The organism is Alloalcanivorax profundimaris, assembly GCF_015265435.1.
GTDB lineage: Bacteria > Pseudomonadota > Gammaproteobacteria > Pseudomonadales > Alcanivoracaceae > Alloalcanivorax > Alloalcanivorax profundimaris.
Map to the genome: position 1 here is coordinate 206,756 of NZ_JABJWH010000006.1, position 22,025 is coordinate 228,780.

Sequence of the window (22,025 nt, forward strand, 5' to 3'; positions counted from 1 at the left end):
GGGGTCTTTCCTTTCGATTGCCAACAAACAGGGGCGGGCTTACAGCCACCAGGTCTGGAAGTCGGAGGGCCAGAACCATTCCAGCGTGAAAATGGTGACGCCATAGAAAGCGATGAGTTTGGCCCAGATTCTGGTGAAGTAAGGCATGGATTCCCGGTGGAAACGCAACTGCATCCACAGCGAGTAGAAAAAGAGAATGGTGGCGAGCGTGACCTGGATGGCGATGATCAGGTTGATGCGGGGAAGAACATCGGCGGGGCTGGCGAACAGGTAGTGGCCGAAGGACAGCCAGTTACCGATTACGAAGCCCTGGATCAACGTGTAGACATGGTCGGGGTAATCTCCGGATACCGTGCTGGAGGCGCGCCAGGCGGCCAGGGCCAGCGGAATCCACAGAGCGGCGACAATGGGGGCGTTCAGCCAGGCGGGTTCCGGGTACTGATCGAAAAACACCACGTTGTCGAAGAAATGCAGGGTACAGCCGGCCAGCGTCAGCCAGATCAGCACCTTGAAAATCTTGAAGTGCTTTGAGTCGGGTTGCATATGCAGTCCTTATGACGGTTGTTATAACTCCTGCCGGGAAGGTATTCTATGACGATCGTTATATCAATGGCCGAAGGCGATGAAGATGACAGAGAAGGCGTCACGGCAGCGGCTGGTCGCCGGTGCCGCGGATCTGTTGAGCCGCAGGGGCGTGAAGGCCACCAGCATTCGCGAACTGGCCAAGCATGCCCAGGCGCCTCTGGGCTCCACCTACCACTATTTCCCCGGCGGCAAGGCTCAACTGGTCACCGAGGCGGTGCGTTTTATCGGCGGTAAGGTCAGCGAGGTTTTGGCGAAGTCCCTGGAGCGAGGGCCTGTCAGCGGGCTTCAGGAATTTCTGGCGCTATGGCGCCATGAAGTGGTGCGCTCGGACTATCGCGCCGGTTGCCCGGTGCTGTCGGTGGCGGTGGAGGAGCCCGATGACGAAGAGAGCAGGGCGGCGCTGACGGTGGCCGAAGCCGTTTTCGCCGACTGGATTGGCCTGTTGACGCGATCCCTGAGTGAGCACGGGGTGGATGATGAGCAGGCGCGGCAATTGGCCACGTTGGTGGTCGCCTCGGTGGAGGGGGCCATCGCGCTGTGCCGTGCGCGGCGCAGCGCCGAGCCACTGGAGCAGGTATCGACGCAACTTGAAGCACTGATCAGGCAAGCCTTGGGAGAGTAGCCGATGACTCCGGAAGAGAAAGCGGAACAGTACAATGGTCACGGTCATAGTGGGTTGCCGGGCCTGGTGGGCATGCGGATGACTCGCATCGACGAACGGACGGGAATAGCCGAGGCGGAGCTGCCGGTGGTCGGCAAACTGATGGCTCCCAACGGCTTTCTGCACGCCGCGTCTGTGGTGGCCCTGGCCGATACCTGCTGTGGCAACGGTACCATGGCGAGCCTGCCGGATGGCGCCGTGGGGTTCACCACGGTGGAGTTGAAATCCAACTTCCTTGGCACGGCCCGGGAGGGGATGCTCGAGTGCGTCGCCGAGCCGGCGCATCGCGGACGGACCACGCAGGTCTGGGACGCGCGGGTGGTTCATCGGGATACCGGCAAGAAGGTGGCGCTGTTCCGATGCACGCAAATGATACTGTACCCGCGATAGGGGCCGGTCTTGTCCAGGTTCTATGACCGGCTTTTGCTGGTCGCCATCGTCATTGTCCCGCTGGTGCCGATGCTGCTTTATAAATGGTCCTATTCGTTGGATACCTGGTACGTGCCTTGGGGTGAGAATCGCTCGGATTACTTCGACACGGGCTTCGAGCGGGCCGCCCGACAATGGCTGGGCAAGGTGGCGTCGCGAGGCGACGCGGTCTATGTGATTACCGATAGCCAATGCCCCTGCGCCAGGCCTGTTCTGAAAAAAATGAATCGTGCGCTGGAGGGGACCGTGTCGGCGCGGGTCCATGATGCCTACCGGGATCGGGACGACCGTTACGGTTTGTCGTCACTGGTACGTTACATGCCTGCCTTGCCGACCGCCCTGGTGGTGAAATCGGGAAAGCTGCGTTACGTGGGCCCACTGGTGACCGGCAATCTTTGTTCCCGCGAGGCACGGTTCTCGCCACCCCTTGCCGCCTACCGGACAGTGACGGACGGTACGGTCTTCAACTGGCTCTCGAAGGGCTGCTATTGCCGTGTCGTTCCCGAGCGGTTGGATCAGGGGGCGGTTTCGGGAAGCAGACCCAGAAGCCGTTCCGTGACTCTGTCGAAATAGCCGGTGTCGCCGTAAATGCGGGCCATCAGAATGGCCCCTTCGTAATCCGATACCGCTTGCCGGCCAATGTCCTGCGCCGCTTTCCGGGGAAGTTCGCTGCCGAGAATATGAGCCAGGGCCTCGCCCCATTCGTTCATGAAATCCCGGACCTGCTTCATGAGTTCGGGGGCATCGCCCGCCGCGTCAACCGAAATGATCCCCATCAGGCAGCCGACGGTCGGGTGCATGAAGAGCTTCTTCCCTTTGCGTCCGAGTTTGGTCAGACGGTCCCTTGGGGCCCCTTCCTGGTAGGCAATGCTGAACAGGCCATCGCGGATCTGTTCATGTGTCCAGGTCAGCACGTCGTGTACCAGGGCTTCCTTGCTCTTGTAATGGTGGTAGAAGGAGGCCTTGGTCAGCCCGCAAGCGGTGGCGAGTGCTTCCATGCTGGTACCGTGGTAGCCGCTTTGTTTCAGGGTATTGGCGCAGCGGGACAACAGTTCCGCGCGGGGCAGCTTTTGCGGGCGCATGGAAGGCTCCGGGGTAAGTGGGAAAGGCATGCTAGAACAGCGTCCCGGCATTCACAACTTGAAGTCTACCGAACGTTCATTTATAAACTAAACGTTCGGTAAGTAATCTGTTTGTTCTAGGAGAGAGAAATGTCGGAACTCAATAGTGGAGCAGGTCGGGTAAGCCGGGAAAAACGAGGCGCGGTATTCCTGATTGGCCTGGATCGCGCTGGCAAGCGCAACGCCTTCGACAGTGCCATGATCACGGATCTCTCCCTGGCGCTCGGGGAGTATGAGCGGGATGACGATTTGCGCTGCGCGGTGATTTTTGGTCATGGCGATGTATTCACCGCCGGCCTGGATCTGATGGAACTGGCGCCGAAACTGATGTCCGGGTTTGGCTATCCCGACAATGGCGTCGATCCTTGGGGCGTGGAGCCGCCGCGCAGGACCAAACCGGTGGTCGTCGCCGTCCAGGGGGAATGTTGGACGGCGGGCATTGAGCTGATGTTGAACGCCGATATCGTGGTGGCCTCGGAGGATGCCCGCTTCGCTCAGGTGGAGGTGCTGCGTGGTATCGCTCCGGTGGGGGGCGCCACGGCGCGCTTCGTGCAAGCCGCCGGCTGGCACAATGCGATGCTCTACATGCTGACCGGTGAGGCGTTCACCGCCGAGCGGGCCTTATCCATGCGTCTGGTGAACGAGGTGGTGGCGACCGGTGAAGCACTTCAGAGGGCGCTGGTGTACGCCGAGCGTATCGCCAAGGCGGCGCCGCTTGGCGTCAAGGCCACCTTGCAATCCGCCTTCAAGGCCCGGGATGAGGGCGAGGCGGCGGCGTTGTCGCAACTGAACAATACGCTGCTGGGGCTGATGAAAACACAGGACGTGCAGGAAGGTATCGCCGCGATGGTGCAAAAGCGCGAACCTCAATTCAGGGGTCACTGAACCACGCCGGGAAGCAGAATAATAAAGGAGACATGCTCATGAGCGATTCGATACTGCTGAAACTGCACCTGTTCGGCGTGGCGTTCTGGTTCGGTGTGGTCGGTGTGGAGTTCATCGTTGAGAGGCAGCGCGCGGCCCATCGGGAACAAGGCTTTCTGGTGGCCCGCGTTCATGAACGCATTGATCTTTTTCTCGAAATGCCGGCCTTTGTGCTGGTTCTGATCACCGGCGTCATGATGGTCGACATGGACCGTTTGACGGACTTCTATCTATTGAAGGTGAGCGCCGGCGCGATCGCGGTGCTGGGCAATGTTTTGTGCCTGGCGCCGGTCTTCGCGCGAAAAAGCGCCGCGGACAGGCAGGACCTTGGTGCCGTGATTCGCTATTCCGCCGCCATCGATCGAATCACTCTGGTGGCCCTGCCCGCCGGTTTGTTGGCGTTTTGCCTGGGTGTCGCGTTGATGCTGAACGTGATTCAGTGAACGTCGCGCACCCAGGCCCGCCTTTCCTCAGTAGCTTACTTCGACGGACGCCATGTAGTTGCGCGGGTCGCCGTAGTAGTTGTTCACCCCGCTGCCCACCTTCTTGTAGTACTCCTTGTCGAAGATGTTGTTGGCGTTGAGCCGCAGGCGCACGCCGTTGCCGAAGTCGTAGCTGGCCATCAGGTCGTAGACGGCGTAGCCGGCCTGGCGGTATTTCACGTCGCCGGCACCGGTGGTGTAGATGTCGCTTTGCGCGCGCACGCCGCCGCCGACGGTGAGGCCCTGGGGGCGTTGGTTCAGGTTGTAGCTGGTGAACAGCCGGAACAGGTGGCGCGGGTCGGCGGTGCGGATCGGGTCGCCGATGTTGTCCGGGTCGTCGTCTTCCACGTATTCGGTGTGGTTGTTGGTGTAGCCGGCCAGCAGTTGCCAGCCGGGCAGCACCTCGCCGGCGATTTCCAGTTCCCAGCCTTCGCTTTGCGTTTCGCCGTCGGCGACGCGGCAGTGGCCGTTGGTGTAGTAGGGGGTGCAGGGGTCGGGGCTGCCGGCGTCCTCGACGGCGGCGCCTTCGTTATTGATGCGGAAGGCGGCCAGGGTGAGGTTGAGGCGGCCGTCGCGGAACTCCCCTTTGAGGCCGGCTTCGTAGTCCTTGCCGACGATGGGGTCGAGCAGGCTGCCGCCGGCGTTGTATTCGTTCTGGGGCTGGAAGATGTCGGTGTAGCTGGCGTAGACGCTGTAGGTGTCGTTGAGGTCGTAGACCAGCCCGAAGTAGGGGGTCAGTTCCTTGTCCACGTCGTAGTCGCTGTCCGGGTCGCTGGGCACTTCGAATTCCCACCAGGTGGCGCGGGCGCCGGCGATCACGGTGAGCGGGTCGGTCACCGACAGGCGGGCGGTGCCGTAGACGCCGTGCTGGCGGGTGTAGTCCACGCGGCCGGAAGTGGTGACGTTGGCGTAGGGCTCCGGGATGTCGTGGTAGGGGTCCCAGTCGCGGATGTCCACGTTGGTGAGCACGTTGGGGGTCCAGATGCCGGCCGTGCCCCGGGTGCGCACGCGTTGTTGGTCGGCGCCGACCACCAGTTCATGCTCGCGGCCGAACAGGCGGAAGGGGCCGTCGGCGGTGACCGAGTAGAAGCGCTGGTCGCTGGCGTCGCCGTCGTAGATGGAGGTGGAGACGTTCATCAGATAGGGGTTGGTGGTGCTGGCAGGCTCGAAGTAGGTCTGCTTGAAGCCCTCGTCTTCCATGCGGAAGCGGGTCTTGGTGGCGGAGGCTTCCAGGTGCCAGCCGTTGTCGAAGTAGTGGTCCAGTTCCAGGAACAGTTGCTCGTTGAAGCGGTTCCATTGGTTCCAGTCGGCGCCCAGGTAGGTGTCCCGGGGCAGGTCCAGCTGGCTACCGTCAAAGTCCGCCGGCAGGCCGCCCCAGGAGCCGGTGGCGTCCAGGTGGGTGTACTGGTAGCCGGTGGCCAGGGTGGTGCGGTCGGTGAGGTCCATTTCCAGCACGCCGTAGAATACCTTGCGGTCTTCCTGGCGGGCGTCCTGGAAGAATTCCCGGTCGTCGGAGACCGCCACCAGGCGGCCGCGAAGCCGGCCGGAGGGGATCAGGGCGCCGGAGATATCGCCTTCGATGCGCTGGCGTTCCCAGGAGCCGTAGGTGGCCTTGGCGGAGGCCTGGAACGCCTCGGTGGGTTTCTTGCGGACCATGTTCACGGTGGCGGAGGGGTTGCCGGTGCCTTTGAGCAGGCCGGCGGAGCCGCGCAGGATCTCCACCCGGTCCAGGGTGGCCATGTCCGGTTGGATGAAGATGGAGCCGCCCTGCTCGACGCGGCCGCCGTCGATCTGCAGGGATTCGATCCGGTAGCCTCGGGAGTAATAGTTGACCCGCTCGCTGTCGGTGTAGTCCACGGTGACGCCGGGGGTGGCGCTGAGCACGTCGTGCATGTCCAGCAGGGCGCGATCGTCCAGGCTTTGGCGGGTGACCACGGTCACCGGTTGCGGCGTGCGGCGCACCGACTGGGTGCCCTTGAAGGTGCTGATGGCGTTGGCGGTATAGCCGCCGGAGCCTTCGGTCATCGGCGTCAGGGCCACGTCGTGCACGTTCACCGGCGCCAGTACGTTGCCGCCGGCCTTGACCAGGGTGATGGTGTCGTCGGCTTCCACCCGGTAGCCCAGGTCGGTGCCCTGCAGCAGGACGTCCAGGCCTTCGCGGACGGTGAATTCGCCGCTCAGGCCCGGGCTGCGCTTGCCGGCGGTGAGGCTGCTGTCGCCGCTGAGGTAGACGCCGGCGAGCTCGGTGAAGCGGTTCAGAGCCTCGGAGAGCGGCCCGGCGGGGATGTCCACGCGGACGCGGGCGGTCTCGGTCTGCGCCCGGGCGGGGGCGGACCACAGCGTTGGCAGGGTGGTGGCGCCGGCCCAGGCCAGGCCGGTGACGCTGAGTTGAATCGCCAGGGCCAGCGAGCCGGCCCGGCGGGGGATGAACAAAGTGGGTGTCGAGGGCATGTCGTGCCTTCCTCCGGTTTCAATGTCGGCGTTCTACCTCTCAACACGGATGAGCCGGAAAAAGGGGAAGAAAAAAATTCAGGGTTTCACGCCGGGCCGATGGTGACCCACCAGGGCAGCGGTTGCCGGGCGCGTACCGGCAGGGCGTTCTCCAGCATCGCCAGGGCCAGATCCGGGCGGCCGGCGGGGTAGGTGCCCAGTGCGCGCAGGTGGGCCACCGCCGGGTCCACGCCCAGGTGGCCGTGGCGGTAGCGGGCCAGCTCCTCCACCAGCTCGCCCAGGGGCAGGTCGTTGGCCACGATCAGGCCCTGGGACCAGGCCTGGCGGGCCGGGTCGGCGGCGCCGGCGGGGGTCACCGAGGCGGCCTGGAAGGTGGCTTGCCGGCCGGCCTCGATAACCGCCTCGTCGCCGTCCCGGGTGCGGATCGCCACGGAGCCTTGGTACACCGCCAGGAAGCCGTGGTCGCGGTGCTGGCGCACGGTGAAACGGGTGCCCAGGGCGCGCAGGCGGCCGTGCCGGGTGTCCACCACGAAGGGCCGGCGGCGCGGGTCCGCGCCGGTCTGAATGAGGATCTCGCCATCATGCAGGGTGACCCGGCGCAGGGCGTTGTCGTAGGCCACGTCCACGGTGGTGGCGCTGTTGAGCCAGAGGCGGCCGCCGTCGGCCAGGCCCAGGTCGCGGATCTCGCCGGTGGTGGTGTGCTGGCCGGCGGTGAGTCCGGCGATCAGACGTCCGGTGGCGTCCGGCAGTGGCGTGTGGCGCCAGGTCAGCCAGGCGGCCAGGCCTGCTCCACCGCCCGGCGCCGCCACAGGTCGATGTACAGGCGTTCGGCCACGGTGCGCAGATAGCCGCGGGCGCTGTGGGTGTTGTTCAGGGAGCGGGGCCGCGCCAGCAGGCGCAGGAAGGTGTCGTGGGCCAGGTCGGCGGCCAGGGCCGGGCAACCCACGCGCTGGCCGAGCCACTGGCGCAGCCAGCCATGGTGCTCGGTGTAGAGGGTCTCCACCGTTTGGTGGGGTTTCGCCACCCCGGACATGATTTCCGCCCCCAGGCATGAAGTTCGCGTGAAGGGCGGATTATGAATGAGAATGGTTTTTATTACAATTATGAACGGTTCAGTTTCGCCTTGAGCCGCTTGTCCATGCGCCGGAAGAACGGCTGGGTGTACTTCACCGCCGGGCCGGGTACCGCGGCCAGCACCAGGCTGCCCACCGTGCCCAGGGGGCTGCCCACCCGCGCCGGCCGGTCGCGCAGGGCCTTGAGAATCCAGCCGGCGGCGTCCTCCACCTTCATCATGCGCATGTGCTTGTAGATCGAGGTGCGGCTGGACATGGGCGTGCGCACCATGGGGAAGTACACCATGGTGGCGTGGATGCCCTTGTGGCCCAATTCCGCGTTCAGCGAGCGGGAGTAGGACTCTAGCGCCGCCTTGCTGGCCAGATAGGCGGAGAACAGCGGGATCGGCACCTGGGCGGAGAGGGTGGAGGCGTTCACCACCTGGCCGTGGCCCTGTTCCAGAAAGCGCGGCAGCAGGCCCATGGTCATGCGCAGGGCGCCGAAATAATTCAGCCGCATGGTGCGCTCGTAGTCGTGGATGCGGTCCAGGGCCTCGACGATGGGGCGGCGGATGGAGTGGGCCGCGTTATTGACCAGGGCGTCCACCCGTTGGTGTTCGGCGAGCAGGGCGTCCAGGGCGGTGTCGATGCTGTCCGGGTGGGTCAGGTCCGTGGGGTAGATCCAGGCGCGGCCGCCTTCGGCGTGGATGTCGGCCTGCACCCGGGCCAGTTCCTCCTCGCGGCGGGCCACCAGGCACAGCCGCGCGCCCCGGCGCGCCAATTGTTTGGCGGCTTCCTCGCCGATACCGCTGGAGGCGCCGGTGAGCACGATGGTCTTGCCGTTGAAGCTCATGGAAGGTCTCCGCTGTGGGCATCCAAGCGACCATGGTGACCGGCGCGGCCGGGAAAGAAAATGATCCGGTTCGCGGCCTCTTTTGTTTTGCTATTGTTATGTTATAACATATTTGTCCCCAAACGCTTCCCCGGGAGACTTCCCATGACCGACCAACGCCTGCCGGTGACCGTGCTGTCCGGTTTCCTTGGCGCCGGCAAGACCACGGTGCTCAACCATATCCTCAACAATCGCGATGGCCGCCGGGTGGCGGTGATCGTCAATGACATGAGCGAAATCAACATCGACGCCAGCCTGGTGAGCCAGCAGGTGAGCCTGAACCGCTCCGAGGAAAAGCTGGTGGAGATGAGCAATGGCTGCATCTGCTGCACCCTGCGCGAGGATCTGCTGGTGGAGGTCCGCCGGCTGGCCGCCGAGGGGCGTTTCGATTATCTGGTGATCGAGTCCACGGGCATCTCCGAGCCGCTGCCGGTGGCGGAGACCTTCACCTTCGAGGGCGAGGATGGCGAGAGCCTGTCCTCGGTGGCGCGGCTGGATACCCTGGTCACGGTGGTGGACGGCGCCAACTTCACCGAGGACTACCGGCGCGCCGCCGAGCTGCGCGACACCGGCGAAAGCCTGGGCGAGGACGACGAGCGCAACGTGGCCGACCTGCTGGTGGATCAGATCGAGTTCTGCGATGTGCTGCTGGTGAGCAAGACCGATCTGATCGACGAAGGCGCGCGGCGGTCGGTCATCGGCACGTTGCGAGCGCTCAACCCGGAGGCGGAGATCATTCCCATCCGCCAGGGCGCGGTGCCTTTGGACAAGGTGCTCGACACCGGGCGCTTCGATTTCGAGCGCGCCAGCCTGGCGCCGGGCTGGCTCAAGGAAATGCGCGGCGAGCATACCCCGGAAACCGAGGAATACGGTATTGCCAGCTTCACCTACACGGCGCGCCGGCCGTTCCACCCGCAGCGTTTCCACGACTTCCTGCACCGCCAGTGGGACAACGGCAAGTTGCTGCGCTCCAAGGGCTATTTCTGGCTGGCCACCCGACCGCGGCTGGCGGGCACCTGGAGCCAGGCCGGCGGCATCGCCCACCATGGCGTGGCGGGCTTTTTCTGGAAGGCGGTGCCGGAGGCGCGCTGGCCGGAAGACCCGGAGACCCGGGCCTTTATCCAGGAGAAATGGCAGGAACCCTTCGGCGACATGCGCCAGGAACTGGTGTTCATTGGCCAGGACATGGACCCGGCGATCACCCGGGCGGCCCTGGACGCCTGCCTGCTGGACGAAAAGGAAACCCTGGCCGGCGTGGAGTACTGGCGAACCCTGGCGGATCCCTTCCCGGACTGGGGGCTGGCGGAGGCGGTGTGACCGGGCCTGTTCAATCGGTCCGGATGACCGGATAATGTAACACTCCGCCCGGTGTCGGGCGGAGCGAACCGGGCCGGGAGAGAACATGCCGTACACGCAGGAAGAACAACTGGATATCGCCCAGCAGCGCTGCCAGGAGCAGGGGCTGCGGCTGACCCCCCAGCGGCGCCAGGTGATGGCGCTGCTGCTGGGGCATCAGGGCCCGGTAAGCGCCTATGACCTGCTCGACGAGCTGCAGCGCGAGCACCAGCCGGGCGCCAAGCCGCCCACCATCTACCGGGCCCTGGATTTCCTGGTGTCCGCCGGCCTGGCCCATCGCCTGGCCTCCACCAACCGCTACCTGGCTTGCGATCATCTGGCCTGCGATCACGGCCACGATGCCGGGACCCTGTTTCTGGTCTGCGATGAATGCGGCGCCGTGCGCGAGGCCCCCATGGATGCGTCGTTGCGCCGGCAACTGAACCGCAGTCTGGATCGCGAGGATTTCCGCGCCAACGCCCAGCCGGTGGAGATGCACGGCCGCTGCCAAAGCTGCGCCTGATCGCGCCCGATCGCGACTGAAGTCGCTCCTACCCCCGGTAGGAGCGACTTCAGTCGCGATTTCTTTTCTTAAAAGAGTCCCTTCTCACGCGCCGCGTGGCGCACCAGCTCCCCGGTAACGCCCACCGGCCGCCCGAACGAGCGGTCGTAATGCGCCTGGTTGAGGGCGTGGCATTCCTTGCTGATGCGGTCATACAGCTCCCGGGGCGCCAGCCCCTCGGCCTCCGCCAGGGGGCGCAGCCCGAACACGGCGTAATCCAGCCGCTGGCGGCCGGCGGCCTTGAGCAGCTCCGGCACCCAGCCCTCCGGCGACAGCTGGGTCTGATAACGCAGATTCTGGTAGTCCAGCTGCGCCGCCAGGGCGGCGGCGTCCAGCACCTCGAAGTAGTTGCGCACCACCAGGGTGAGCAGTTCGTCGAGACGCTGCCAGACCAGCCGTTTCTGTTCCTCGGAATAGGCGTTCCAGTCCACCACTTCATGGCTGAAGCGGCGGCAGCCGCGACAGACGGTGTCGCCGAAGACGGTGGAACAGACGCCGATGCACGGGGTGCCGATGCGGGTTTTGCTCATGACCGGATTGTAACGGGGAAGCGGGGAGGCGGTCGACGGGTATTGCGGCCGGGCTTGGTGGATCGCGACTGAAGCGGAACGCCGCCCGGTCGCTCCTGCAGCGGAAGGCTTCGGTGGCGCGCGTCGTAGGAGCGACTTCAGTCGCGATCAAGCGCGATCAGAAGCGCTCCGGGTCGATATCCCGTTCGGTGAGGCGCCGTTTGTTCTGCAGCAGGGTTTTCCAGTCGCGCACGTATTCCGGCAGCGGCGGGGACGACAGGTTCAGGCCGGTCATCTCCTGGAACGCCTGGGGGCTGATGGTCTTGCCGCCATACATGTGCGCCAGCCGGTGCAGGGCATGGGTGTGCAGCTTGCGCTGGGATTCGAAGCGCTGATCGTAATAGCTGTATTTGCCGTCCCAGCCGAGCAGCCGGGTGTGCACCTGGAAGCGCTGGTAGGGACGCAGCTCGCGGATGTAGGCGATCTCGGTGTTGGCCACCACGGTGCTGGTGCGCGCCTCGATGGCGCGGTGCAGCAGGCCGGTGACCACGGCGTGCTCCAGCCGGCAGCGGTCCATGATCTTGACGTACTTGCCGGTGTTGAGCTGCAGGTTCAGGTCGATGTCCAGCAGTCCGACGCGGAATTCCATCCGCACGGTGTCGAACAGGTCATGGGTCGGCGGTCTCTTGCGGCGCCGTGCCGCGCTGATCAGTTCCAGCATGGATGCTCGTTCCTTCCCCGGTGGCGCCGCCGGTCCGGCGCGGTACAGACTTCAGGATACAGGATACAGCGCGGGCGGCCACACCGCGCGGCGGCGCCCGCCTTCGCCGCGGCCAACCGCGGCCCCGGGCTCCTCGACAGCCCCGGTAGGAGCGGCTTTAGCCGCGATAACCCGGCGGTTGATCGCGGCTAAAGCCGCTCCTATGGCCATGCCGACTCCGGAGCCGGCGTTGTCAGGCCGCGCGGGCCAGGTGAATGCTGAACAGGCCTTCTTCGTCCACCCAGCTCGACAGCGGCGCGAAGCCGGCGTCCACCAGTTCCCGGGAAAAGCCCTCCACGGTGAACTTGTAGGAGTTCTCGGTGTGGATGCGGGTGCCCGCCGGCAATTGGATGCGCTGGTCCGCCACGGAGATGGTCTGGTCGCGGCGGCACTCCAGGTGCATTTCGATGCGCCGCGCGCTTTCGTTGTAGAACGCCCGGTGCTCGAAGGCGTCCGGGTCGAAGCCGCAGTCCAGGCGCCGGTTGAGATGGTGCAGGGCGTTGCGATTGAAGGCGGCGGTGTGGCCCTGGGCGTCGTTGTAGGCGGCGTTGAGCCGGGCCGGGTCCTTTTGCAGGTCGGCGCCGATCAGCAGATAGCCGTGGTCGCCGGCCAGGCGCCGCAGGCCGGCCAGGAAATCCGCCCGCGCCGCCGGTTCGAAGTTGCCGATGGTGGAGCCGGGGAAGAACACCAGCCGCGCCGGCCCCAGGTCGTCGGCGGGGAAGCTGAGCGCCTTGGAGTAGTCGGCGCACACCGCGCTGAAGCGCACCGAGGGGTAGCGCGGTGCCAGCTTCCGGGTGGCGTCGAGCAGGCATTGCCGGGAAATTTCCAGGGGCATGTAGCCGCTGGGCCGCCAGCGGTCCAGCAGCAGGCGCACCTTGTCGCAGCCGCCGGCGCCCGGTTCGGCGATCACCAGGTCGCCGGGCAGTTCACTGGCCATGGCGTCGGCGTGTTCGGCGAGCAGGGCGGCTTCGGTGCGCGTGGGGTAGTACTCCGGCGTGCGGGTAATGGCGCCGAACAGGGCGGAGCCGCGTTCATCGTAGAAGTACTTCGGGTCCAGAGTGGGGGAGGGCGCGGACAGCGAGGCCGCCACCTCCTGGGCGGCGTCGGTCATCGGTGGCTGCAGGTCCAGGAACGTCAGGTTAGGCAATAGCCGTTGGGGACGGGCCACGGGGTGCCTCCATGCTTTGGGCCAGACGAACGCCGCTGAACTGCCAGCGCAGGTGGGGGTAGAAGAAATTGCGGTAGCTGGCGCGCAGATGGTCCCGGCTGCTGGCGCAGGAGCCCCCGCGCAGCACCATCTGGTTGCTCATGAACTTGCCGTTGTACTCGCCCACGGCGCCTTCCTCCGGGGCGAAGCCCGGGTAGGGCAGGTAGGCGCTGGCGGTCCACTCCCAGACATCGCCGAACATCTGCGCCGGGGTGTCCGGGGCGCCGGCCCGGGCCACGGAGGGGTGGAAGCGGTGGTTGTCCACGAAGCCACCGGTCACTGGCAGGCGCGCGGCGGCGTGCTCCCATTCCGCCTCGGTGGGCAAGCGCTTGCCGCACCAGCGGGCGAAGGCGTCCGCTTCGTAATAGTTGAGGTGGGCCACCGGCTCGTGGAGCTGAATCGGGCGTCGGCCGGCCAGGGTGTAGTATTCCGGGGCGCCGCCGTCCAGGAACCAGTACAGGGGGGCCTCGGCGCCGGCCTGGCGCACCCAGTCCCAGCCGTCGGAGAGCCACAGCTCCGGGCGGCGGTAACCGCCGTCCTCGACGAACGCCAGGTACTCGGCGCAGGTGCCGGGCCGGCTGGCCAGGGCGAACGGCTCCAGCCATTGCCGGTGGCGCGGGGTTTCGTTGTCGAAGTGGAAACCGTCGCCGGGGCGGGCGCCGATTTCCACCAGGCCGCCCTCGTAATTCAGCCAGGCGAAGTCCGGAGCGCGGGCGTCCTCGTCGTCCCGGGCCTGGTAGACCGGCCACAGCGGGTTGTAGGAAAAGCTGTGCTTGATGTCGGTGAGCAGCAGTTCCTGGTGCTGCCGCTCGTGCTCGATACCCAGGGCCACCAGGGCCAGCAGGGCCGGGTCGTCGTCGCGGGCCAGCAGCTCCTGCAGCGCCTCGTCCACCTGGGCCCGCCAGCGGTACACGGTGGCGGTGTCCGGGCGCGACAGAAGATGCCGGCGCGGCCTCGGGTACTGGGCGCCGATGCCGTTGTAATAGCTGTTGAACAGGTATTCGAAGCGTTCGTCGAACGGCGGGTAATCCGGACAGCGGGGCTTGAGGATGAAGGTCTCGAAAAACCAGGTGGTGTGGGCCAGGTGCCAGCGCGGCGGGCTGACCTCCGGGCAGGCCTGCAGGCCCATGTCTTCCACGCTCAGGGGCGCGCACAGGGTTTCGCTGAAGCGGCGGGTGTCGGCCAGCCGTTCGGCGAGACCAGGGTTCCTCGGCTGGCTGTCAGGCTGACTCATGGGCAGTCCCCTTGGTGGTGCCGGATGGTAACCAGAATGCGCACACCGCTGAGCGGAAGCAACAATGTCGGCCCGGCGGCGCTTCGTTATAGTGTGGTTCGCCGTACTCATCCCAACAAGGAGTCAGTATGAATATTGAAGGTAAAGTCGCCGTGATCACCGGGGCCGCCTCCGGCCTGGGCCGGGCCACCGCCGAAGCGCTGATCGCCAAGGGCGGCAAGGTGATGATCCTGGACCGCGACGAGGAAAAGGGCGCGGAAACCGCCGCCGCCCTGGGCGAGGCCGCCGCTTTCGTGAGCACCGACGTCACCGACGAAGCCTCGGTGAAGGCCGCCATCGACGCCACCAAGGACAAGTTCGGCGCCATCCATCTGTGCGTGAACTGCGCCGGCGTGGGCTCCGCCATGAAGACCGTGGGCCGGGACAACCAGCCCCATGACCTGGGTGTGTTCAACACCGTGGTGCAAATCAACCTGATCGGCACGTTCAACGTAGCGCGGCTGGCGGCGGCGGTGATGGCCGAGAACGAGCCCGGCGAGGACAACGAGCGTGGCGTGATCGTCAACACCGCCTCGGTGGCCGCCTTCGACGGCCAGGTGGGCCAGGTGGCCTACGCCGCCACCAAGGGCGGCGTGGTGGGCATGACCCTGCCCATGGCCCGGGACCTGGCCAAGCTGGGCATCCGCGTGAACACCATCGCCCCGGGCATCTTCAACACGCCGCTGATGAACGCCGCCCCGGACAAGGTGAAGATGCCGCTGATCGAGATGACCCAGTTCCCCAAACGGCTGGGCGAGCCGCCGGAATACGCCGCCCTGGTGTGCCACATGGCGGAGAACACCTTCCTCAACGGCGAGACCATCCGCCTGGACGGCGGCATCCGCATGCAGCCGCGCTGACCATCACTCCAATACGTAGCAGGGCTCGTAGTGGCTGCCCGGCAGCTTCATGCGGCTCTGCGCCACGAACGACTGCAGCAGGATATCCAGCTGTGACATCAGCCCCGGCTCCGCGGTGAGCCGGTACGGGCCGTGTTCCTCGATGGCCTGGATGCCGGCTTCCTTGACGTTGCCGGCGACGATGCCGGAGAACGCCCGGCGCAGGTTGGCCGCCAGGTCGAACACCGGCAGGTCCTTGCGCAGGGCCAGGCCGGCCATCGCCGCGTGGGTGGGGTGGAAGGGCTTCTGGAACTCCACCGGCACGGTCAGGCGCCAGTTGTAGTAGAAGGCGTCGTCCTGGTTGCGCCGGAATTCGGTCAGGTCACGGACCCCGTCGCGTACCGCCAGGGCCACCGCTTCCGGGTCGTCGACGATGATCCGGTAACGCTTGGCGGCGTCGTCGCCCAGGGCGTAGCGGATGAAGGTGTCGATCTGGCGGAAGTATTCGGCGCTGTGCGCCGGCCCGGTGAAGATTACCGGCAGCGGAATGTCCCGGTTGCTCGGATGCAGCAGCACGCCCAGCAGGTAGAGGATTTCCTCGGTGGTGCCGACGCCGCCGGGGAACACGATGATGCTGTGGGCGATGCGCAGGAACGCCTCCAGCCGCTTCTCGATGTCCGGCATGATCACCAGCTCGTTGACGATCGGGTTGGGCGCTTCGGCGGCGATGATGCCCGGTTCGGAGATCCCCAGATAACGGCCCTGGCGGTTGCGCTGCTTGGCGTGGGCCACGTGGGCGCCCTTCATGGGGCCCTTCATGGCGCCGGGGCCGCAGCCGGTGCAGATGTCCAGCCCGCGCAGGCCGAGCTGATAGCCCACGCTCTTGGAGTAATCGTACTCTTCCCGGGAAATGGAGTGCCCGCCCCAGCACACCACCAGGTTGGGCGGTTCGCCGGCGTGCAGCACGCCGGCGTTGCGCAGGATGTGGAACACCGCGTTGGAGATGCCGTCGGTGTCCTCCAGGTCGAAGCGCCCGCCGTGCTGGATTTCGTTGGCCACATAGACGATGTCGCGCAACACCGCCGAGAGGTGCTCGCGGATGCCCCGGATCATGCGGCCGTCCACGAAGGCGCCCGCCGGGGCGTTGTCCAGTTTGAGCATCAGACCGCGGTCCTCCTGAATCACCTGAATGTCGAAGTCGTGATAGGTTTCCAGCACCTGGCGGCTGTCGTCGGTGGGCGTGCCGGCGTTGAGCACCGCCAGGGCGCAACGCCGCAGCAGGTCGTGCAGGCCCTTGGTGGAAGTGTCGCGCAGGCGTTCCACCTCCTGTTGGCTGAGGACTTCCAGGCTGCCTTCCGGGGCGACGATGGTGGATACGGTCGAGGTCATAGAATCCAGTGACGGTTGAGAGTGAAAGGGGGGCAGTATAACCCCGGGGACCGGAGTCCCGTCTCGTTTGATGGAAATCAGTTTTTACAGGATTTCATGCCTGGTGGCCGCCGGAGTCGCTGTCAAAACCCGCCAACTGGGTCACTATGGGCCCATCGGCGTGGAGACCCTGTCATGGCGGCGTCATCCCCGCTCCCTAGGCTGAGACGACCTCTGGAGTCTGGCATGTTGCTCAAGTATCTGAATCAACTCGATGACGCGGTGCGCGAACTGTTGGCGCACCCGGGCCAGGACGCCCTGACGCAATGCAACGAGTGCGTGCGGGTACTGGAAGATTATCTGGAAACGCAAATGGAGCCGGTGGCCCGGCGCGGCCGTGAGATCATGGACCAGTCCCTGGCCCGGTTGCCGACGCCGGTGGGCGAGCGGTCCGCCCCGGCGGCGCGGGTGGCCGGCTGATAGCACCCCGCTGGCGCGGCTGAAGCCGCTCCTACCGTGAATAGAGCCCGCCGCAGGACGCGAATAGAGCCCGCCGTAGGAGCGACTTCAGTCGCGATGGCCTTTCAGGGCCCGCGATGCTGGCGCAGGGCCTTCTCCCGTTCCTCGGGAAACAGATCCGGCTGTTGCGGGCTTTTCAGGTCCCTGAGCCGTACCCCCACGCCCAGCAGCCGCGCCGGCGCCGGATGGCGCTCCCACAGCTGGGAGAGCATGCGCTCGAAGGGTTCCCGCTCCACCCGGTCGCCGCCCTGATCGGTGCTGACGATGCGGAAATCGTTGTAGCGTACTTTCACCGTCAAACCCTGGATGATGTAGTTGGCGTCGAGCCGGTCGATGCGCTGGCGCAGCCGCTCCAGCAGGTCGTCCAGCTCCCGGTGCCATTCCGCCAGGGTGCGTTTGTCCTCGTGGTAGGTCTTTTCCACGCTGGCTGACTTGCGGCGCCGGCTGGTCTGCACCGGCCGGTCGTCCTCGCCCCGCGCCAGGTGGTAAAGCCGCTCGCCGAAGCTGCCGAAGTGGTGGGCCAGATCCAGCCGACCCATGCCCTGCAGGTCGCCGCAGGTGTGGATGCCCAGGGCCGCCAGCTTTTCGCCGGTGACCCGGCCCACCCCGGAGATGCGGTTCACCGGCAGGGCGGCCACGAAGGCGTCCACCTGGTCCGGCGGAATCACGAACAGGCCGTCCGGCTTGTTCCAGTCGCTGGCCACCTTGGCCAGGAATTTGTTCGGCGCCACCCCGGCGGACACCGTGATGTTGAGCGTATCGCGCACCTTGCGGCGGATGGTCTCGGCGATGCGCGTGGCGCTGTTGGCGTGCAGCGGGCTCTCCGACACATCCAGAAACGCTTCGTCCAGGGAGAGGGGCTCGATAATGTTGGTAAAGGTGCGAAAAATATCGTGAATCTGCCCGGACACCCGGCGGTATTTATCGAAATCCGGGCGCAGAATCACCAGTTCCGGGCACAGCCGCAGGGCGTGGGACGAGGACATCGCCGAGCGCACGCCGAATTCCCGGGCCGGGTAGTTGCAGGTGGCGATCACCCCGCGCCGGTTGGGATCGCCGCCCACCGCCACCGGACGCCCGCGCAGGCGCGGGTCGTCGCGCACCTCGACGGCGGCGTAGAAGCAATCGCAATCCACGTGGATGATCTTGCGGCTCACAGAAGTTCGGTGTCGTCGTGGTGGTAGGGCGGCGAGCAGGCGCACAGCACCACCAGGGTGGCGTCGCCGGTGTTGTCCAGGCCGTGCTCGGTGCCCGGCGGGATCACCACGGTGTCCCCCGGGGCGATGTCGAACCAGTCGCCGGCCAGCATCATCCGGCCGTGGCCGGCGGTGATGTGATAGATTTCCTCGCTGCGGGCGTGGCGGTGCGGCAGGCTTCGCGCGCCCGCCGGCAGCCGGGCCTCGGCCAGGGATTGATGACGGGCGCCGAATTCGCCGTGCACCGCCGGGTGCATCATCTCGCGAATCTCGGTGCCGTCGCGGGTAATGTAAGGAGTCAATTGCGCATGACGGGTTTTCATCGGGAACCTCGATCTCAGTTCCGGGCGACCATGGTAGCACCGCAATCATGATGACGGGATCCAACGCCCCCAAGGTATTGATCGTGGGCGCCGGCCCCACCGGCCTCACCCTGGGCATCAACCTGCTGCGCGCCGGCGTGCCCTGCCGGATCATCGACCGGCAGGCGGAGCGCTCCGAGCACTCCCGGGCCCTGGGCCTGCACGCCCGCAGCCTGGAGATCTTCGACGCCATGGGCGTGCTGGACGCGGTGCGCGCCGAGGGCCGGCCGCTGTCCATGATCCGCGTGCACGGCGAGAAGGGCCCGCTCATGGACCTGGATTTCGGCGAGCTGGCGTCGCCGTTTCCCTATCTGCTGTGCTGCCCGCAGCCGCGCCTGGAGGCGATTCTGGAGCGGCGCTACCGGCGCCTGGGCGGTGACCTGTGGCGTGGCGCGGAATTGCTGCAGGCGCAACAGGACGGTTCCGGCGTCACCGCCGTGGTCCGATACGACGGCGATGACGTGGCCATCGGCACCCAGCTGATGGTGGGCGCCGATGGGGCCGGTTCCACGGTGCGGAAACTGCTTGGCCTGCCGTTCGACGGCCACGAGTACCGGGAGCATTTCCTGCTCGCCGACGTGGACTGGACGCCCAACCTGGCCGACGACGCCTTCCACGGTTTCCTGCTCGCCGACGGCAACCTGGCGGCGATCCCCATGCCCGACGGCTGGCGCCTGGTGATCAGCGAAAACGGCGAACCGGACGAGGAGGCCGGCGAGCCCGGCCTGGAGGATTTCCACGAACGCCTGCGTGCCGCCCTGGGCGCGGACACGCCCCTGCCGGAGCGGGCCCGCTGGCTGAGCCGCTTCACCATCCAGCGGCGGCTGGTGAGCCACTACCGCCGCAACCGCATTCTGCTCGCCGGCGATGCCTGCCATGTGCAGAGCCCCCTGGGCGCCCAGGGCATGAACACCGGCATCGCCGACGCCTTCAACCTGGCCTGGAAACTGGTGCTGTTCTGCCGGGGGCGGGGCGGCGGCGCGCTGCTGGACAGCTACCAGCGCGAACGCCGGCCGGTGGCCGAGGACATGCTGCGCGGGGTGGACGCCCTGTCGCGGGCGTCGTTGGTGCGGGCCCGGGCGTTGCGTGGCGCCCGGGATTCGTTGTTGCGCCTGGCCGGTGGCCGGCCGCAACTGGCCCGCCGTCTGGTGCGCCGGGCCAGCCAATTGGACGTGCATTACCGTCATTCCCCCTTGGTGGAGGCCGGGCCGGATGCCGAGATCGGCCGCCGGCGCCAGGGGCCGCTGCCCGGCGACCGGGTGCCGGACGCCGCCCTGGTGTCCCTGCGCGACGGCGGGCCGCGGCGGGTGCAGGGGCTGCTGCGCCAGCCGTTGCATCATCTTCTGCTGCAGCTGGACGAGGCGCCGGATCACCGTACCCGGGTGATTCTGCACGCCCTGCTGTCGCGGCTGCCGGATGAGTACCTGAATGAGCTTAGGGTCACGGTGATCGGCCGTGGTGACCTGGAGCTGGATCCGCCCCAGGGGGTCATGGCCCGGGCGGTGCACCGGTGGCGGGACGAGAACGGGGAGTTCCAGGCCGCCTTCGGGCCCGGCAGCCGGCTGTGGCTGATGCGCCCGGACGGCCACCTGGCCTACCGGGCGCCGCTCACCGACGCGGATTACCTGCTCGCCTATCTGGAACGCATGCTGCGCGGGACCTGAGCCGCGCGACTGAAGCGGAACGCCCCCCGGTCGCTCCTACGGTGGGGCTTGTCCTCCGTAGGAGCGACTTCAGTCGCGATCCTTCAGCCGCGCTGGCGCAGCGCCCCCGCCAGCGCCAGCATCAGGACCGCCAAACCCAGGGTGCCGCCACCACCACCGCCGCCACCACCACCGCTGTCGGTGTCGGCGCTGGCGGAATAGGACAACGCCACGGCATCGTCATTGTTGTCGGTGGGGAAGTCGCCGCCGTTGGCGTCCACGCTCAGCCCCAGGGTGCCGGCCTGGGCGGTGCCGGTGGCCAGGGTCACGGTAAACTCGGTGCTTGCGCCGGGCGCCAGATTGCCCGGCCTGCACACCGTGTCGCAGGGCACGGAACTGTCGCGCACCGTGGTGCCGGCGGGCAGGGACAGGCTCACCGCCACCTGGCTGGCGGTGGCGCCGCTCACGGTGCTCAGGTTGCTCACGGTCACCCGCACCTCCGCCACGCCCTGGCCGTCGCCGTCGCGGCTGGCCTCGATGACCTGGCCGCTGACCGACAGGTCCGCCTGGTCGGAGAAAATCAGGGTGATTTCGTGGCGGTTGTTCTTGTCGCGGTATTCTTCCTGGTCGGCGCCGGCGTCCAGCGTCAGGGTGGCCCGCGCCGGGGTGGCCAGGCCGTCGTAGCGGGCGGTCAGCTCCACCTGCTCGGCGCGGTTGATCAGGGTGGTGCCCAGGGTGTTGGAGGAGGTGTAGCAGGGGGTGCTCAGCGGCGTGCAGCTTTGCCCGCCCAGCGTCACGTCCAGGTTGTTTTCGGTCGCCGATATGGTGGCACCGGTGACGCTGTTACGCAGGCTGCGGTTGGCCAGGGTCAGGGTGCGCGACAGGGTGCCCGCCGCCGATGCGTACAGCCGCTCGCCGGTGTTTTCCAGGGCCAGGTCCACCAGCGGGTCACCGGCGTCGGCGGTGGCTGCTTCCACGAAGCCGATCTGGCTGGCCAGGTTGGTGTACACCGAGGGCAGGTCGTCGGCGCAGCTGGTCTGGCCGTAGCTGGTCAGGCCGACGATGTAGGGATCGCTGTCCCGGCCGATGAACAGCGGGCCGCCGCTGTCGCCCACGCAGGTGTCCTGCTGCTGGCCATCCGGCGGGTTAAGCTCGTCGGCGCACACCATGGTGTCGGTATTGAAGTTGCCGCTGCCCCACTGGCTCAGGCAGCTGTCGGTGCGCACATAGTCCAGTTGCACTTCCTGGAGCCGCTGCGCCGGGGTGTTGCCGCCGGGCTGGGTAACGCCCCAGCCCAGGGCGGTGACCGCTTCGTCCCGCGCCGCGAAGGCACGGCTCTGGAGCTCCTGGAACCGCGCCTGCCCGATCAGGCTGGGGCGCTCGCTCATGGCCGGGCCGTTAACGAGCTGAAGCAAGGCTATGTCGTTATCAAACTCAGGGGAGCGAGCTGTATCGTAGTTCGGCGAGATATGGATTTCTCTTAGAGAGTAGGGGTCGCCGCGTCGGTCAAAGACGCTATTCAATAATACGACAGTCTCACCAGCCGCCACCTGTTGACCGTTTTCATCAAACAGACAATGGGCAGCAGTCACCACCCAGTTCCTGGCCAGATGTGTGCCGCCGCATAGGCCGAACCGGTTGGCAGCGAGTTCTATTTCGACCTGCGCCATCCAGGGCCACTGGCCGGCTGGGGCGGCGTCGCCGCCAATGATGCGCGGCTCGGCGGTCTGGGCCCAGGCCGGCGCGCACAGCAAGGAAATAAGGACGGGCGTCCAACGAAACATGGTCTTCCCCGGATCGTTATTGTTACCCAGAGCATACGCCACTTGTGCGAGGGAAAAGTGAGCAAACCGTT

Annotated in this window: 24 protein-coding genes; 10 read left to right on the forward strand and 14 right to left on the reverse strand. The window is 66.4% G+C overall.

The window, feature by feature from the left end:
• Nucleotides 1–39 precede the first annotated feature (39 nt).
• Nucleotides 40–543: a hypothetical protein gene (locus HMJ39_RS03915; protein ID WP_194296357.1), complete on the reverse strand. Its 504-nt coding sequence runs from the start codon at nt 541–543 to the stop codon at nt 40–42.
• Nucleotides 544–628: 85 nt separating this feature from the next.
• Here HMJ39_RS03915 and HMJ39_RS03920 point away from each other — a divergent pair, with 85 nt between their 5' ends.
• Genes HMJ39_RS03920 through HMJ39_RS03930 form a run of 3 tightly spaced genes read left to right on the forward strand, consistent with a single transcriptional unit; the run spans nt 629 to nt 2,248 of the window.
• Entirely contained in the window at nt 629–1,207 is a 579-nt protein-coding gene (locus tag HMJ39_RS03920; RefSeq protein ID WP_228462139.1) for a TetR/AcrR family transcriptional regulator, read from the forward strand.
• Between the two features lie 3 nt (nt 1,208–1,210).
• Nucleotides 1,211–1,636 carry a PaaI family thioesterase gene (locus HMJ39_RS03925; RefSeq protein WP_194296359.1) on the forward strand — a complete coding sequence of 142 codons (426 nt, stop codon included), beginning with the start codon at nt 1,211–1,213 and terminating at the stop codon, nt 1,634–1,636.
• Between the two features lie 9 nt (nt 1,637–1,645).
• Nucleotides 1,646–2,248 (forward strand): DUF6436 domain-containing protein, encoded by a 603-nt coding sequence (locus HMJ39_RS03930; protein WP_194296360.1) that lies wholly within the window; start codon nt 1,646–1,648, stop codon nt 2,246–2,248.
• Here HMJ39_RS03930 and HMJ39_RS03935 read toward each other — a convergent pair.
• Complete coding sequence (locus HMJ39_RS03935; protein ID WP_194296361.1) at nt 2,191–2,757, reverse strand: TetR/AcrR family transcriptional regulator; 567 nt, start codon at nt 2,755–2,757, stop codon at nt 2,191–2,193. The two genes, HMJ39_RS03930 and HMJ39_RS03935, sit on opposite strands and share 58 nt — an antisense overlap.
• A gap of 129 nt (nt 2,758–2,886) precedes the next feature.
• On the opposite strand from HMJ39_RS03935, the gene HMJ39_RS03940 reads away from it, so the two are divergent.
• Together HMJ39_RS03940 and HMJ39_RS03945 are read left to right on the forward strand one after the other, a co-directional pair.
• Nucleotides 2,887–3,681, forward strand: coding sequence for a crotonase/enoyl-CoA hydratase family protein (locus tag HMJ39_RS03940; protein ID WP_194296362.1), 795 nt, complete (start codon nt 2,887–2,889; stop codon nt 3,679–3,681).
• Nucleotides 3,682–3,713: 32 nt separating this feature from the next.
• Nucleotides 3,714–4,163 carry a hypothetical protein gene (locus tag HMJ39_RS03945; protein WP_194296363.1) on the forward strand — a complete coding sequence of 150 codons (450 nt, stop codon included), beginning with the start codon at nt 3,714–3,716 and terminating at the stop codon, nt 4,161–4,163.
• A gap of 27 nt (nt 4,164–4,190) precedes the next feature.
• Here HMJ39_RS03945 and HMJ39_RS03950 read toward each other — a convergent pair whose 3' ends face one another.
• The 4 genes from HMJ39_RS03950 to HMJ39_RS03965 form a co-directional block, all read right to left on the reverse strand.
• Nucleotides 4,191–6,653, reverse strand: a complete 2,463-nt coding sequence (locus HMJ39_RS03950) for a TonB-dependent siderophore receptor (RefSeq protein WP_194296364.1) — start codon at nt 6,651–6,653, stop codon at nt 4,191–4,193.
• Nucleotides 6,654–6,739: 86 nt separating this feature from the next.
• Nucleotides 6,740–7,462: a FecR domain-containing protein gene (locus HMJ39_RS03955; protein WP_194296365.1), complete on the reverse strand. Its 723-nt coding sequence runs from the start codon at nt 7,460–7,462 to the stop codon at nt 6,740–6,742.
• A complete protein-coding gene (locus HMJ39_RS03960) occupies nt 7,420–7,686 on the reverse strand; it encodes a sigma factor (RefSeq protein WP_194296366.1) in 267 nt (88 codons plus the stop codon). Before HMJ39_RS03960 ends, HMJ39_RS03955 begins: the two co-directional genes overlap by 43 nt.
• A 68-nt stretch (nt 7,687–7,754) precedes the next feature.
• The gene (locus tag HMJ39_RS03965) at nt 7,755–8,558 is read right to left on the reverse strand and encodes an SDR family NAD(P)-dependent oxidoreductase (protein ID WP_194296367.1); all 804 of its coding nucleotides are present in this window, start codon (nt 8,556–8,558) and stop codon (nt 7,755–7,757) included.
• Nucleotides 8,559–8,702: 144 nt separating this feature from the next.
• Between HMJ39_RS03965 and zigA the strand changes: the two genes are divergently transcribed.
• A complete protein-coding gene (zigA, locus tag HMJ39_RS03970; RefSeq protein WP_194296368.1) occupies nt 8,703–9,914 on the forward strand; it encodes a zinc metallochaperone GTPase ZigA in 1,212 nt (403 codons plus the stop codon).
• Nucleotides 9,915–9,999: 85 nt separating this feature from the next.
• Entirely contained in the window at nt 10,000–10,455 is a 456-nt protein-coding gene (locus HMJ39_RS03975) for a Fur family transcriptional regulator (RefSeq protein WP_194296369.1), read from the forward strand.
• Between the two features lie 68 nt (nt 10,456–10,523).
• Here HMJ39_RS03975 and HMJ39_RS03980 read toward each other — a convergent pair whose 3' ends face one another.
• The 4 genes from HMJ39_RS03980 to egtB form a co-directional block, all read right to left on the reverse strand.
• Nucleotides 10,524–11,024, reverse strand: a complete 501-nt coding sequence (locus HMJ39_RS03980) for a DUF1289 domain-containing protein (RefSeq protein ID WP_194296370.1) — start codon at nt 11,022–11,024, stop codon at nt 10,524–10,526.
• A 157-nt stretch (nt 11,025–11,181) separates the two neighbouring features.
• Entirely contained in the window at nt 11,182–11,724 is a 543-nt protein-coding gene (locus HMJ39_RS03985) for an acyl-CoA thioesterase (protein WP_194296371.1), read from the reverse strand.
• A gap of 232 nt (nt 11,725–11,956) precedes the next feature.
• Nucleotides 11,957–12,931, reverse strand: coding sequence for an L-histidine N(alpha)-methyltransferase (gene egtD, locus HMJ39_RS03990; RefSeq protein WP_323370831.1), 975 nt, complete (start codon nt 12,929–12,931; stop codon nt 11,957–11,959).
• The gene (gene egtB / locus HMJ39_RS03995) at nt 12,903–14,204 is read right to left on the reverse strand and encodes an ergothioneine biosynthesis protein EgtB (RefSeq protein ID WP_194296372.1); all 1,302 of its coding nucleotides are present in this window, start codon (nt 14,202–14,204) and stop codon (nt 12,903–12,905) included. The genes egtD and egtB overlap by 29 nt, the downstream gene beginning before the upstream one ends.
• Nucleotides 14,205–14,332: 128 nt before the next feature.
• On the opposite strand from egtB, the gene HMJ39_RS04000 reads away from it, so the two are divergent.
• A complete protein-coding gene (locus HMJ39_RS04000; RefSeq protein WP_194296373.1) occupies nt 14,333–15,103 on the forward strand; it encodes a 3-hydroxyacyl-CoA dehydrogenase in 771 nt (256 codons plus the stop codon).
• 3 nt (nt 15,104–15,106) lie between these two features.
• Here the strand turns inward: HMJ39_RS04000 and ppnN are convergent, their stop codons facing one another.
• Nucleotides 15,107–16,471, reverse strand: coding sequence for a nucleotide 5'-monophosphate nucleosidase PpnN (gene ppnN / locus HMJ39_RS04005; RefSeq protein ID WP_194296374.1), 1,365 nt, complete (start codon nt 16,469–16,471; stop codon nt 15,107–15,109).
• Between the two features lie 225 nt (nt 16,472–16,696).
• On the opposite strand from ppnN, the gene HMJ39_RS04010 reads away from it, so the two are divergent.
• Entirely contained in the window at nt 16,697–16,930 is a 234-nt protein-coding gene (locus tag HMJ39_RS04010; protein WP_194296375.1) for a hypothetical protein, read from the forward strand.
• A 104-nt stretch (nt 16,931–17,034) separates the two neighbouring features.
• Here the strand turns inward: HMJ39_RS04010 and dinB are convergent, their stop codons facing one another.
• Both dinB and HMJ39_RS04020 read right to left on the reverse strand, forming a co-directional pair.
• On the reverse strand, nt 17,035–18,126 hold the full coding sequence (gene dinB / locus HMJ39_RS04015; protein ID WP_194296376.1) for a DNA polymerase IV: 1,092 nt from the start codon (nt 18,124–18,126) through the stop codon (nt 17,035–17,037).
• On the reverse strand, nt 18,123–18,488 hold the full coding sequence (locus HMJ39_RS04020) for a cupin domain-containing protein (protein ID WP_161386128.1): 366 nt from the start codon (nt 18,486–18,488) through the stop codon (nt 18,123–18,125). Before HMJ39_RS04020 ends, dinB begins: the two co-directional genes overlap by 4 nt.
• A 47-nt stretch (nt 18,489–18,535) precedes the next feature.
• Between HMJ39_RS04020 and HMJ39_RS04025 the strand changes: the two genes are divergently transcribed.
• The gene (locus HMJ39_RS04025) at nt 18,536–20,191 is read left to right on the forward strand and encodes an FAD-dependent monooxygenase (protein WP_194296377.1); all 1,656 of its coding nucleotides are present in this window, start codon (nt 18,536–18,538) and stop codon (nt 20,189–20,191) included.
• Between the two features lie 83 nt (nt 20,192–20,274).
• Here the strand turns inward: HMJ39_RS04025 and HMJ39_RS04030 are convergent, their stop codons facing one another.
• Entirely contained in the window at nt 20,275–21,954 is a 1,680-nt protein-coding gene (locus HMJ39_RS04030) for a trypsin-like serine protease (protein WP_194296378.1), read from the reverse strand.
• Nucleotides 21,955–22,025: the final 71 nt, after the last annotated feature.

Coding starts and splice junctions, on each gene's coding strand:
- HMJ39_RS03985 (WP_194296371.1), bottom strand. CDS start 11,724: ATGCTGGAACTGATCAGCGCGGCACGGCGCCGCAAGAGACCGCCGACC.
- ppnN (WP_194296374.1), bottom strand. CDS start 16,471: ATGACCTCGACCGTATCCACCATCGTCGCCCCGGAAGGCAGCCTGGAA.
- HMJ39_RS03935 (WP_194296361.1), bottom strand. CDS start 2,757: ATGCGCCCGCAAAAGCTGCCCCGCGCGGAACTGTTGTCCCGCTGCGCC.
- HMJ39_RS03940 (WP_194296362.1), top strand. CDS start 2,887: ATGTCGGAACTCAATAGTGGAGCAGGTCGGGTAAGCCGGGAAAAACGA.
- HMJ39_RS03965 (WP_194296367.1), bottom strand. CDS start 8,558: ATGAGCTTCAACGGCAAGACCATCGTGCTCACCGGCGCCTCCAGCGGT.
- HMJ39_RS04025 (WP_194296377.1), top strand. CDS start 18,536: ATGATGACGGGATCCAACGCCCCCAAGGTATTGATCGTGGGCGCCGGC.
- HMJ39_RS04010 (WP_194296375.1), top strand. CDS start 16,697: ATGTTGCTCAAGTATCTGAATCAACTCGATGACGCGGTGCGCGAACTG.
- HMJ39_RS03925 (WP_194296359.1), top strand. CDS start 1,211: ATGACTCCGGAAGAGAAAGCGGAACAGTACAATGGTCACGGTCATAGT.
- HMJ39_RS03980 (WP_194296370.1), bottom strand. CDS start 11,024: ATGAGCAAAACCCGCATCGGCACCCCGTGCATCGGCGTCTGTTCCACC.
- HMJ39_RS03945 (WP_194296363.1), top strand. CDS start 3,714: ATGCTCATGAGCGATTCGATACTGCTGAAACTGCACCTGTTCGGCGTG.
- HMJ39_RS03950 (WP_194296364.1), bottom strand. CDS start 6,653: ATGCCCTCGACACCCACTTTGTTCATCCCCCGCCGGGCCGGCTCGCTG.
- HMJ39_RS03915 (WP_194296357.1), bottom strand. CDS start 543: ATGCAACCCGACTCAAAGCACTTCAAGATTTTCAAGGTGCTGATCTGG.
- HMJ39_RS03975 (WP_194296369.1), top strand. CDS start 10,000: ATGCCGTACACGCAGGAAGAACAACTGGATATCGCCCAGCAGCGCTGC.
- HMJ39_RS04020 (WP_161386128.1), bottom strand. CDS start 18,488: ATGAAAACCCGTCATGCGCAATTGACTCCTTACATTACCCGCGACGGC.
- HMJ39_RS03920 (WP_228462139.1), top strand. CDS start 629: ATGACAGAGAAGGCGTCACGGCAGCGGCTGGTCGCCGGTGCCGCGGAT.
- egtB (WP_194296372.1), bottom strand. CDS start 14,204: ATGAGTCAGCCTGACAGCCAGCCGAGGAACCCTGGTCTCGCCGAACGG.
- HMJ39_RS04030 (WP_194296378.1), bottom strand. CDS start 21,954: ATGTTTCGTTGGACGCCCGTCCTTATTTCCTTGCTGTGCGCGCCGGCC.
- zigA (WP_194296368.1), top strand. CDS start 8,703: ATGACCGACCAACGCCTGCCGGTGACCGTGCTGTCCGGTTTCCTTGGC.
- HMJ39_RS03960 (WP_194296366.1), bottom strand. CDS start 7,686: ATGTCCGGGGTGGCGAAACCCCACCAAACGGTGGAGACCCTCTACACC.
- HMJ39_RS04000 (WP_194296373.1), top strand. CDS start 14,333: ATGAATATTGAAGGTAAAGTCGCCGTGATCACCGGGGCCGCCTCCGGC.